General features: G+C 48.4%; 8 protein-coding genes. 7 read left to right on the top strand and 1 reads right to left on the bottom strand.

Annotated elements, in window-relative coordinates; all coding sequences use genetic code 11:
- Window positions 1-352 precede the first annotated feature (352 nt).
- Window positions 353-1,291, bottom strand: coding sequence for a nuclease-related domain-containing protein (locus RWO08_RS09435; protein ID WP_314211925.1), 939 nt, complete (start codon window positions 1,289-1,291; stop codon window positions 353-355).
- 152 nt (window positions 1,292-1,443) lie between these two features.
- On the opposite strand from RWO08_RS09435, the gene RWO08_RS09430 reads away from it, so the two are divergent.
- The 7 genes from RWO08_RS09430 (at window position 1,444) to RWO08_RS09400 (ending at window position 11,603) form a co-directional block, all read left to right on the top strand.
- Complete coding sequence (locus RWO08_RS09430) at window positions 1,444-3,132, top strand: Cof-type HAD-IIB family hydrolase (protein ID WP_314211924.1); 1,689 nt, start codon at window positions 1,444-1,446, stop codon at window positions 3,130-3,132.
- A gap of 81 nt (window positions 3,133-3,213) precedes the next feature.
- Window positions 3,214-4,593 (top strand): peptidoglycan binding domain-containing protein, encoded by a 1,380-nt coding sequence (locus tag RWO08_RS09425; RefSeq protein ID WP_314211923.1) that lies wholly within the window; start codon window positions 3,214-3,216, stop codon window positions 4,591-4,593.
- Window positions 4,594-4,828: 235 nt separating this feature from the next.
- Window positions 4,829-5,533: a response regulator YycF gene (yycF, locus tag RWO08_RS09420; RefSeq protein WP_070756843.1), complete on the top strand. Its 705-nt coding sequence runs from the start codon at window positions 4,829-4,831 to the stop codon at window positions 5,531-5,533.
- 13 nt (window positions 5,534-5,546) lie between these two features.
- Window positions 5,547-7,397: a cell wall metabolism sensor histidine kinase WalK gene (gene walK, locus RWO08_RS09415; RefSeq protein ID WP_291429267.1), complete on the top strand. Its 1,851-nt coding sequence runs from the start codon at window positions 5,547-5,549 to the stop codon at window positions 7,395-7,397.
- Window positions 7,397-8,806: a two-component system activity regulator YycH gene (gene yycH, locus RWO08_RS09410; RefSeq protein ID WP_314211922.1), complete on the top strand. Its 1,410-nt coding sequence runs from the start codon at window positions 7,397-7,399 to the stop codon at window positions 8,804-8,806. Before walK ends, yycH begins: the two co-directional genes overlap by 1 nt.
- On the top strand, window positions 8,806-9,660 hold the full coding sequence (gene yycI, locus RWO08_RS09405; RefSeq protein WP_291429263.1) for a two-component system regulatory protein YycI: 855 nt from the start codon (window positions 8,806-8,808) through the stop codon (window positions 9,658-9,660). The genes yycH and yycI overlap by 1 nt, the downstream gene beginning before the upstream one ends.
- A 14-nt stretch (window positions 9,661-9,674) precedes the next feature.
- Entirely contained in the window at window positions 9,675-11,603 is a 1,929-nt protein-coding gene (locus RWO08_RS09400) for a DUF2207 domain-containing protein (RefSeq protein ID WP_314211921.1), read from the top strand.
- Window positions 11,604-12,021 lie beyond the last annotated feature (418 nt).

Raw genomic sequence — 12,021 nt, 5'->3', positions numbered from 1 at the left:
CGCCATGACGCGTTGGGCCTCCAACACGACGTGGCTCGAGATCCAAGGGTCCAAATCCCCCAAAAAGAGAGCAAAACGAGTGCGCCACGTCGCATTGGGAGCCCGCCATGTCGTGTTGGGCCTCCAACACGACGTGGCTCGAGCCCAAGGGTCCGAATCCCCCCAAAAAGAGGGTAAACGAGTGCGCCATGTCGCATTGGGAAACCGCCATGACGCGTTGGGCCTCCAACACGACGTGGCATGAGCCCAAAGGAGGCGAACCGCCCCAAAAGGAGGTAAAAAAAGCGCGCCACGTCGCATTGGGTCCACGCTATGTCGCGTTGGACCTCCAACGCGACGTGGCTCCCCAACTTCAGACTCCATCATACTGAGACAGGCACTGATAAACGGTGGCGTAATCATTTTGGTAGCAGGCGTGGTGGCCTTTGTGGAGTGGGTGGAAATATTTAGCTAGTTGGCGTTGCAGGGTGCGGTCCAATTGCTTGCTTCCCACATAGTTGGAAATTGCCGAGCGGCTCAGCGGTAGGTCATGATTTAACAAAGCCCACTCACAGGCGCTTCGCAAACAGGCGGCTGCTTTATCTTCCCTAAACCCACAATGTGGGCAGGAAACCTTATAACGACTACAAGTCATGCCCAGCCGCAAACAACGGGGGCAGCCAATACCGCTTAGCAGAGTTTGGCGCTCGATGGAAGTCAATTGGCGCGGTCGATAGGGGCTGGCATGTTGGAGCGGCCCCAGTAAATCCAAGAGTAGCTGCTGGCGCCGACTGCAAGGCTGACCTGCCATCTGGTCTGCCAGCCCCTGAAGCCAAGTCAGTGCCTGCGGCCACAGCATATATTGACCCGCAGCTAAGCCCTCGACCTGCAAATGGTCCTGGCTGAAAATCAACTTGGACACTAACTGGCAGTCTAATTGCTGGCTCCTAAGAAATTGCTGCAACAAGCTCTGGGCTCGGGCCACTTGCCCCAGCAAGTCATGTTGATAAGGCCGCCCGTTGAGTCTGGAAGCAAATCCCTGATAGAGAAACTGCCCGCCATAATGCTTGATTTCCACTAGATAGAGCCCCTGGGGCACTAGCAAAAGCCCATCGATTTGCGTGCCCTTTCCCAGGGGGATCCACAAATCAGTCAGATAAAAAGTAGACAGCCCCAGGTCTTGAATCACTTGGGCAAGCCTCGCCTCGCCCTCTAAGCCAGTTAAGAGACGCAGGTAGTCTGCTTCGTCCTCCTGGGATAAGTGGCCTCTTTGCTTGATCAGCTGATAAAATCTTGCCTCTTGATGGTACATAGCACTTCCTCCTTCTTATATAAATACCCCAAAAGGCGTCTCCTCGCACCAAATCCAGGCCTAAAAGTTTGATGAGAAAGGCTGGGTCTTTTGCTTTTAAGTCTTTTCCATTATAATAGACAGTGAATAAGTCAGGAGAAGGAGACAGGACTATGTTGAACGAGATGATGCACCGGCCAGTGGTCATGCAGAAAATAATCGACTTGATGCGGGAGGGGCAACTGCCTTTTGAAGGAGTCGTAGGTCAGTTGGAGGCCTTTGCTAATGCCAATGGGATTCCGGTGGTCCCTCACGAAACAGCCAAGTTCTTGGACTTTTTCTGTGCCGCTACCCAACCTCAACAAATCCTAGAAATCGGGACCGCCATTGGATTTTCGGCTAGTCTTATGGCTCAACACCTAGCATCTGACGGCCACTTAACCACGATTGACCGCTACGCCCTCATGTTTGAACGCGCTAAGTCCAACTTTGAGCAGGCCGGTCTGGCGGATAAGGTGACGGTCCTAGAAGGGGATGCGGCTGATATTCTGCCTACCTTACCGGCTAATCACTATGATCTGATTTTTATGGATAGCGCCAAGGCCAAGTATCTGGAGTTCTATCCTTACTGTATGCGTCTGCTTAAGATGGGGGGCGTCCTATTGATTGATGATGTCCTGCAAGCGGGCACCATCATGGATGCCTTAGATACACGGCCTAAGCGGGTGCGCAAGATTCATCGCAAGCTCAATGAGCTCTTCCAAGCCGTCTTGACCGATCAAGATCAACGGGCCTGCCTCCTGCCTTTAGGAGATGGACTGCTCATGGTCCGCAAGGAAAAGGAAATAGAGGTAGAAGACTTCCTAGCCACCCAATGGGATAAGACCTGGTGCCAACAAGTGGCAGAAAAAGCCGAGTCCAAACGCCAAGCGGCGGCGCCTGCCCTTAACGAGTTTCAACAAATGGCCGCCGAACAAATGGAAGACAGCAAGGAATCTGGCCAAGAACTAGCTCAGGATATTGGCTTAATCGCCATTGACCTAGATGGCACCCTGCTGACCAACCAAAAGACCATTAGTGCCACCAACGTCGCCACTCTGGCCCGGGCGCATGAGGCAGGCATTAAGATTGTCATCTGTACCGGTCGGACCCTACCTGGGGTGGACTTCTATGTGCCGGAGCTGCCTTTCTTAAGTGAGTCGGACTTTATGATTCTACAAAATGGGGCGCAAACCTTGTCGGCCCAGGCGCCTTTCCAATCGGTCTTCCAACGCTTCTTGACCCAAGCGGCGCGGCAACGGGCGCTGGAACTAGTGGCGCCCCTCAAGGACCAGGGTGCTCAGTTGGTGGCCTTTGACCGCGACCATATCTACCTAGTAGGGGATCCAACGCCTAATGCCTTGGTAGCTCGCGACGCCCAGTTTCTTAAAACAGACGTAACGCCAATCTCCGACGAAGACTTCCTGGCCAATAGCCAACTCAATAAGGCCATGATTCTGGCGCCGGAAGCAGTGCTAGATGCTTGGATTCCGACCATTGAGGCGACCGACTGGCAAGCTCTGTCCATGGTGCGGAGCCAGAAGGTTATCCTAGAATTTCTGCCGGTTGGTGTTTCTAAGGCTAGTGGATTAGACCAGTTGGCCCGTCACTTAGGTCTGCGTCCTGAGCAAGTCATGGCTCTAGGCGATGCGGCTAATGATGCTGAGATGTTAGATTTTGCCGGCTGTGCGGTAGCCATGGGCAATGCTTCAGACGACCTCAAAGCCAAGGCCGACTTTGTGACTTTAACCAATGAAGAAGACGGTGTTTCACATGCTATTGAGACCCTCATATTACAAAAGAAACAAAATTATATAGAATAATTAATGGAAGGGTCAAAGAAAATTCACAATTCGATGCTAAAATCTGTATTTGAATAAGAGAAAAAGTGAGGACGAGAAATCATGAAAAAAGGATTAATCATTGGCACGACAACAGTTTTACTGTTAGCTGGTTTGGGCTATAGTGCCGGTGTAGGCTTCTACGCCCAGAAATTCCAAGCCAATACTAAATTTGGCTCCTTGGATATTTCCAACTTAACCTTAGCGGAAGCGGAGGATAAGATTGGCAAGGACCTTAATCAGAAGGAAGTAACCATTCTAGAGAACGGCAAAGAAGTAGGACGCTTTACCTTAGAACAAGCAGGTGTCCAAGTAGATGCCAACAAGGCTTTGGAATCAGCTTATAATTCACAAGACCCAACCGGTTGGGTAGGTAGTTTCTTCAACACCACCGAATATAAGAATGTCTTGCTCAATCACGTGGCTTTTAACGACGAGAACCTTAGCAAGACTCTGGATGGCTTTGGCTTGAACAACCAAAACCGGACAGCGGCTGAAGATGCTAAGATCGAGTATTCTAACGGACAAGGTTACCATGTCACCCCTGAAAAATCCGGTAACCAATTAGACGTAGCTAAGGTTAAGGAACTGATTGTTTCTCAAGTGCAATCAGGTAACACCTCGGTTGAAATCAATTCGGCCTACCAAGAGCCAAAAATCAAGAGTGATGATCCTAAGATTACCCAAGTCATGGATCAAATTAACAAGGTCGCGGATACCAAAATTACCTTGACTATCTCAGGCAAGGAAGAAGTCATTCCTAAAGATAAAATCAATGACTGGATTCAATTCGATGAGTCTAATAACTTGGTAGTAGACCAAAGCAAGGTCCAAGACTATGTCAAGGAACTCAACACCAAATACGCGACCATCAACAAAACGCGTAAATTTGCTTCAACCTTATCTGGGGTGGTCGATGTGCAACCAGGGACCCTAGGGTGGTCCATTGACTCTGAGGCAGAGGCAGAGAAGATTGTAGCAGACCTTAACAAGGGTGGTACCATCAAGCGTGAACCAACGGTTGTTGGGACGGGTTATGCTGACAAGGAAAATGATATCGGTCCAAGCTATGTCGAAGTCGACATTGCCCACCAAATGATGTTTATTTACAAGGATGGTAAGAAGGTACTGGAAACACCAGTCGTAACCGGTCGCCCTGGGACGACCACTATCCCCGGGGCCTACGCTTCTTGGAATAAGGAGTCTCCTTCAACCCTCAAGGGTTACAACCCACATACTCAGAAGGAATATCAACAACCGGTTGATTACTGGATTCCATTTGATGACACTGGCCAAGGGATTCACGATGCCAACTGGCAAGCTTCCTTCGGGGGCGAAGCCTACCTATCGAATGGTTCTTTAGGCTGTATCAACACACCACCAGGTACCATGGCAGAAGTTTACCAATTAGTTGAAGTCGGCATGCCAGTTATCATCTTCTAATGATTAAACGCCTTTAATTTGGAAACCTTAAACAAAAGGCCCTACCTTTTGTTTAAGGTTTCTTTTCAAATACTTGTCTATTAGATTACAAGTCCGAGCAAGCTTTGACATAAGTAGAAAACTTGAGCGTAAGGGCTTTAATATTCCCGCAAAACCCGCTATAATAAAGGAGTGAGACCTTAAGGGGAAGGCTCACCCATTTGAACCTAGAACGTCATGAGAAAGGATGAACCATATGAAAAAGATTCTAGTCGTAGATGATGAAAAGCCAATCTCTGATATTATTTCTTTTAACTTAGAAAACGAAGGCTATGCCATTGAAAAAGCTTATGATGGTGAACAAGCATTAGAGGTATTCGAGAAGAGTCAACCAGACTTAGTGATTTTAGACCTCATGTTACCCAAGATGGACGGTTTGGAAGTTTGTCGTGAAATTCGCAAACAATCCGCTGTGCCTGTTATCATGTTAACCGCCAAAGATTCAGAGATTGACAAGGTCTTAGGTTTAGAGTTAGGGGCAGATGACTATGTCACCAAGCCATTCTCTAACCGTGAACTCATTGCCCGCGTTAAGGCTAACTTACGTCGCAATCTAGTCAAGGAACCTGAGCCACAAGAAGTCAATAAAAACGAGATTGTAGTAGGAGATCTGGTCATTCACCAAGATGCCTACATTATCTCTAAGCACGGGGAAGAAATTGAACTGACCCACCGGGAGTTCGAATTACTCCACTACCTAGCCCGCCACATTGGCCAAGTCATGACCCGAGAACATCTCCTTGAGACTGTTTGGGATTATGATTACTTCGGGGATGTGCGGACGGTCGACGTGACCATCCGTCGTCTGCGGGAGAAAATTGAAGATATTCCAAGCCACCCAACTTATATTGTGACTCGTCGTGGGGTCGGCTACCTCTTGAAGAACCCAGATCAAGAATAGGAAGTTCTAGTATATGAAGCGAATCAGACGATTATTTCAATCGATCCATTTTAAAATTCCGATTCAAATCATTATTATTCTGCTGATTGCTTTCCAATTCGTGGGGGTCTACTTCGTTAACCAATACGAGAGCCGTACGCTCAAGAACTACCAGGATCAGATTGATACCCAGGTAGAGTTCTTGGTTAACAATGTGACGCCAATCTTAGAAGAACGCTTGAGTGAGACGGATGAACGCGCCCGTCTGACTCAGGTCATTGATACCTTCTCAAATAGTAATTTGACCCGTATCCAAATCATCAACACTAAGGATGGGATTATCGCGTCAAATAACGCCTTGGACCAGTCAGAAGCACTGGCCAAGACCAATGATAATAATGTGAGGGAAGCGTTGGTTAGCCAACGCTCTTCTAAGTTTTCAGAGTATGATGTCAATAACAAGCGTCATACCTACACCACGATTAAGCCGATTTTGAGTCAGTCGAATAATACGGTGGTAGGGGCGGTCCGGGTGACGGCCAACATGAACCGGGTCTATGAACAGACTCAGAGTGTCATGAGCGTCTTCATCCAGTCGGCTGTGATTGCTATTGTGGGGAGCTTTATCTTAGCCTTAGTGCTCTCCCAAGGCTTAACCCTGCCCATTGAAAACATGCGCCAACAAGCCCTGCGGATTTCGGAGGGGATTTATAACTACCCGGCCAAGATTTTTGGGAATGACGAGTTAGGCGAACTGGCCAAGACCCTTAATGAATTATCGGTCAAGGTTAAGGACTCCCAAGAATTAATTGAATCCGAACGTCAACGTTTGGACGGGATTCTCCGTTATATGACTGACGGGGTGATTGCGACCGACCGGCGCGGTAATGTCCTGCTGGTCAATGAGCGCGCCCTGCAACTCTTGGGTATCGACCAACAATCCGCCATCGGGATTTCCATTATTCGCCTCTTGCGGCTCAAGGATCAATATACCTTGACCGACTTGCTAGGTGATGACCGGGAAATCCTTATGGATTGGGTAGACCATGGAGAGTATTCCATCCTCAAGGGGGAATTCTCCGTTATTCGCCGTGAGACCGGCTTCGTTACCGGGGTGGTCTGTGTCTTAACAGACGTCACCGAACAAGAGAAGACCGAGCAAGAGCGACGGGACTTTGTATCCAACGTCTCCCACGAATTGCGGACGCCATTGACTTCCATTAAGTCCTATACCGAAGCCCTGCGCGAAGGGGCATGGAAGGACCAGGTCATTGCGCCTCAGTTTCTTAATGTCATTCAGTTGGAAACCGACCGTATGATGCGGATGATTGGTAACCTGCTGGATCTATCCAAGATTCACGAAGGTCAATATAAACTCAACCTAGAATACATCGACTTTAAGCGCATGGTCAGTCATATTCTGGATCGCTTTGAATTTATGTTGGAACAGAATCCTGACCAGAAGAAATTCAAGCTTAAGCGGGATTTCACCTCACGGGAAATCTACCTGGAAATTGACCAGGACCGCGTGACCCAAGTGATTGATAATATCTTAAACAACGCCATCAAGTATTCTCCTGATGGGGGTGTCATCGTCGTGAAGATTGAAGACTCCCATTCCCATGTCCACTTGTCCATTAAGGACCAGGGGCTAGGGATTCCGCAGAAGGATATCCCACATCTCTTCCAACGCTTCTACCGTGTCGATAAAGCGCGGTCGCGTGAGCAGGGGGGGACAGGGCTTGGTCTGGCTATTTCCAAGGAAATCATTGAACTGCATGGTGGGAAAATCTGGGCGACCAGTGTGGAAGGCAAGGGTTCGACCTTTGGTTTTGATCTCCCTTATCTGCAAATGGACTTTGATGATGAAGGGTGGGATGATTGATGATTCGCCGTCTCTTTATTCCTATTACTTTAATTCTGGCTGTCCTAACTAGCGGGGTCCTTTCTTGGTTGCTTCTAACCAACCCTGATTTTCTCTATGGTGCTAATTCGCAAACGCCACAACAAACCGTTCGTAATGAGCAAGTGGATAGTCTCAATCGGCAAGTAGCCGGCATGAAGTTAACCGATGTGCTAGCTCCCGTAGCCCTAGATGCCTATGAAGCAGGCGGTTACTGGGAGGCTAGTGCCAGTCATCTGGACCAGGTGACGGCAGCCTTAGCTCAGACACCGAGTGAACTAGGGGGCGACTTTGATGTGGTAGAGTCTTCAACGACTTTTGCCAACATGTCGACCAGTCCTCGTTTGATTCTGCGTTTTGCTGACCGTTTGCCAGTCTCCTTGTGGGGACAATGGTTCAAGTCTAAGGACGGCCCGCCACTCGATTTTGAGGCCGACCAAATCTGGCTCTTGAAAGAGGAGCCCCAAGCTCTCTACTTAGTTAATCAGGTAGATGAGACCTATGTCCGGGTGCCCCTCAATGGCTGGGACTTTGCTAGCCTCTATCAGACGGTGACCCAAGACTTGAGTACTTGGACGGCCATGTCCCAAGTGCCTTTAGCCAAGGGCAAGGCACTGATTCGGACCGAAGCCTTTAGCCTGCCAAGTCAGGTCTATACCCTTAAGAAAGAATCGGAAGCTAATCTGATTGGTCTCTTCTTTGGTTCGGACAACTACTCCATTACCGATAGTGGGGAAAGCGGGGAGAAAAAATATAAGACCCTGGACTTGGAACTCGATGTCAACTCCGATAGTCATGTCTACACTGCACGGAGCGAAGCCGTTCAGAACCGCAGTTCGGTCCATCGCGACCAGATTATCATGGATTCATTTGCCGAAATGAAGAAATACGGAGTCTGGACCCAAGGCCTGCGTTTGACCACCAATAATAGTACCAACACGCTCTATTACCAGCGCTATCTAGACGGCTATCCGCTCATGTCGGATGCCTCGCCTTATTACTTAGGCCTGCAATTTAATTTGTCGCCCAAGGTGACACGCTTTTCCGGCTCCTTCCTGAGCCTGCGTTCGCATATTGACGACAAGAGTAAAGCAACCGACCTAGATTCAGCAAGTAGCTTGGTTTCCCAGCTGCATGAACAAGGTATGGTGACGACTGATTTAGACCAGATTTTTGTGGCCTATGAATGGCAGGCCAATATGGAGAATTTCCAGTTGGTGACCTTTATTCCTAAGTACTATGTCGAATACAAGGGGCGCTATATCTCCTTGGAACGCCTTAATCGCGGTGAGTTGCGACATAACCAGGATGCCTCAAGTTCAGATGTAGCAAGTGGCGAGGGGACCAGCCCACAAGGTGTAAATACCCTAGATGAAGGGGGCCAAGAATAATGGATTTTAAACGAACCCAGATTTTGCTCTTAATTTTCTTCATCTTCTTCGATGCCTATCTGGCCTTTACCCTGATTACCAAGCAGCAGGTCAGACAGACCAATAGTGGGCAGGTCACCAATGTCAGCATTGAGACCCAGCTCAAAAACCGTAACATTAAAATCAACCAGACCCTATCAAATGAAAGCTATCAGCTGCCCGTTGTTAAGACGGAAACTAGCCAAGTCCTCGACAAGGAGCGTGGCACCCTTCAAGGTCAGACCGCCCGTTATAATAATGGAATCTTACAATCGACCTTTGATCAGCCACTGGATTTGGGTCTCGGACTTGATCGCGATAGCAAGACCTTGACCCAAGAGCAGGTAGAAGACATTCGCCGTAATTTCTTGGATCGGCCTGAATACTTTGTTCGGGGGGCAGAATATACGGTTTGGTCCTTCAGTCCAGAATCTCGGACCCTAACCTTCTACATGGTGGCTTATGATGGCTACCCTGTCCTGGACGGGAGTTCTGAGTTGCGACTGAGTTTCAATGCGGATTTCCAATTGCGGGAATACACCCAGACCTATCAGAGTGATTTTAAGGTCTTGGACCAACCCATTGCTCTGATTAGTGTCAAGGATGCCCTCAAACTTCTGGAGACCCGGGTCGACACCTATATTCCGGATGGCTCGACCATCCAACAAATTAGCCTAGGTTACTATCGTACGGTTAATTTGCAGGACTTTGATGTCTACACGCCCGTTTGGGAGATTACCTATAGTCAAGATGAAGCAAGTACCCGTACCGTCTTGGTCGACGCAGTGGAACACCAAGTAGTGACCAAGCCTAATACCAACGTCACAAGCCCATAAAGGAGGAAAATAAGATGAAGCGACGCTCATTCTTTTGGTTAGCATTAATGGCCCTAGTGCTCGCGCTTGCGGGACCTATTAGTCAGATACGTGCTGCCGAAGTATCTTATAAGATTACCAATCAAGATGTCACTGCCGAGATTACGGCTGAAGGGAATGTTAAATTTACCCAGAAATGGGTCTTTGACGCCAGTTTCATGAATGGTGCCCTCCTCAAGGTGGATACAGGTGGCTTTGAATTAGGTGCCTACAAAATCGGTGTTGAAAATGGCGACAAACTAGAAGAGTTCACTGAGGATAAGTTGGACTCTAAGCGGCCTAAGACCTTCCACATCCAATCCAACCGCGATGTCAAAACCTTCAAGGCTTATTACCCGGTCAGCAATAAGAAGGTCACCTTTGTGGCTGAGTATACCCTCAACCACATCGTAACCAACTATGCCGATACGGCGGAATTCAACCGTAAGCTAATTGGGGAAGGGGTAGACTTCAAAACTGATGTCACCGCCAAGGTTATTTTGCCACCAGGCCAAATTACCGATAAGGATAGTTTCAAAGCCTGGGCCCACGGCGGTACAGGTAGCGGGACAGTAGAACTTGGCCAAGAAAATGGACGCTCTGTCGTGATCCTTAAATCTAATGGGACACCAGCCAATCGCTTTGTCGAAGTGCATACCATTTTCCCAACGTCCTTGACGCCACACAATACCAATGTCGTTAATCAGAATATGAAGGAAGAAATTGAATCTAAGGAAGCGGCCCAAGCAGAAGCAGACCGCAAGGCCTATGAAAGCCAGAAGTATGCCACGAGTGCGGTCCAATGGGGCGCTATGATCCTCATGTCCTTGCTTCCCTTTCACCTCTGGCGTAAATACTTTAAGTTACGTCGCCAGTTGAATCCAAATCCGGTTCAATTGCCAATTCACAACTACAACTTGCCCTCACATACGGCGCCAGCAGTTGTCACTTCCGCTGTCTTCCGTTCTAGTGGGGAACCTAATCCCGATGACTTCTCAGCAACAGTTGCGGACTTAGCCCGTAAGGGGTACTTAGAGTTAGAGGAAGAACGTCGCGAAAATCGCGGTATCTTCAGCAATAGTTCCATGACCGCGCGTGTCACCAAGCTGACAGACGAGGTAGCCGACTATCCGCTTCAAGGTCATGAACGGGCAGTCTTGACCTTCCTCTTCCCAGATGATGAAACCAGTGTCACCCTAGAAGACTTGGAAAAACGCATGAAGAAGAACCGGCATTTTGCCAAGAAACGTTTGGCGGCCTACGAAAACTTCCAAAGCCGCGCTAGTATCGCCGGATCACAATTAGTGGAATCGGCGCGAGACAAGAATAACAGCCTACGTTTCCAAGCCATTGGGGCCATTATCCTCAATGTCATCCTAGGTGGGGTAGCCCTCTTTGCGGGTGTCATGGCCACCAATCATCCTTTCCTAGAACAAGTAGGTTGGTGGGCACTGGGCCTAGCCCTCTTTGAAATCGTCCTGAATGTAGTCTTTATGATTACCGTATCAGTTCGACCACTCCGGACGGCAGAGGAAGACCAACTCTATCAAGAGTGGCATGGCTTCGCCAAGATGCTAGAAGATGTAGGGCAAATGAATATGCGGGACATTGCCTCCTTGGCCTTGTGGGAGGAGTACCTAGTCTATGCGATTGCCTTTGGTATAGCGGACAAGGTCTTGGATGCCCTCAAGGTTCAATTTACCCAAGCAGAGTTGGTAGAAGGCATGACCTACTATCCTATGTACTATAATACTGGCCTCTACAGCCATGTGCTCAGTCAATCCATCTCATCCAATGTGAGCTCGGCTTCTACTTATAGTCAAGACCACTCCTACTCCGGTAGCAACTCCGGTGGTTTCGGTGGTGGCTTCAGTGGTGGCTCCTCCGGTGGTTCCGGTGGTGGCGGCGGCGCAAGTGGCTTCTAATCAATCAAAGACTGGGACTTTGTCCCGGTCTTTTTTTGATTTTGTCACTTATGAAAATTTCTTGCCATTTGGGCTTGACTCTAGCTAAGTGGCGTGATATATTAATGTTCGTCTGAAAAAGACAGACCAACAATCCAAAAAAATATTTGAGAAAGTCGAAAAAAAGTGTTGACTTCTCCAATAGAGGATGGTACGATATAAAAGTTGTCACGTGGTGACAGCGAGCACATTGAAAACTAAACAAAGACACACCAAGAATGTGAGGGTCATCGAGGTAAACTTGATGAACAACCAACAATTCAGCAGCAGACAAGCTGGGTAAAAAACAAGCTAGTAAAGAAATGAGTCAAGTAGACTTATGAAATTTTTTCATGAGAGTTTGATCCTGGCTCAGGACGAACGCTGGCGGCGTGCCTAA

The sequence above is a fragment of the uncultured Abiotrophia sp. genome, assembly GCF_963520105.1.
Lineage (GTDB): Bacteria > Bacillota > Bacilli > Lactobacillales > Aerococcaceae > Abiotrophia.
Note: the sequence above shows the minus strand (reverse complement) of the source record. Positions and strands in the feature narration are given on the sequence as shown.

What these genes read in the sequence shown, in the direction of transcription:
- yycI (WP_291429263.1), top strand. Translation starts at nt 8,806, where the DNA reads ATGGATTTTAAACGAACCCAGATTTTGCTCTTAATTTTCTTCATCTTC.
- RWO08_RS09400 (WP_314211921.1), top strand. Translation starts at nt 9,675, where the DNA reads ATGAAGCGACGCTCATTCTTTTGGTTAGCATTAATGGCCCTAGTGCTC.
- walK (WP_291429267.1), top strand. Translation starts at nt 5,547, where the DNA reads ATGAAGCGAATCAGACGATTATTTCAATCGATCCATTTTAAAATTCCG.
- yycF (WP_070756843.1), top strand. Translation starts at nt 4,829, where the DNA reads ATGAAAAAGATTCTAGTCGTAGATGATGAAAAGCCAATCTCTGATATT.
- yycH (WP_314211922.1), top strand. Translation starts at nt 7,397, where the DNA reads ATGATTCGCCGTCTCTTTATTCCTATTACTTTAATTCTGGCTGTCCTA.
- RWO08_RS09430 (WP_314211924.1), top strand. Translation starts at nt 1,444, where the DNA reads ATGTTGAACGAGATGATGCACCGGCCAGTGGTCATGCAGAAAATAATC.
- RWO08_RS09425 (WP_314211923.1), top strand. Translation starts at nt 3,214, where the DNA reads ATGAAAAAAGGATTAATCATTGGCACGACAACAGTTTTACTGTTAGCT.
- RWO08_RS09435 (WP_314211925.1), bottom strand. Translation starts at nt 1,291, where the DNA reads ATGTACCATCAAGAGGCAAGATTTTATCAGCTGATCAAGCAAAGAGGC.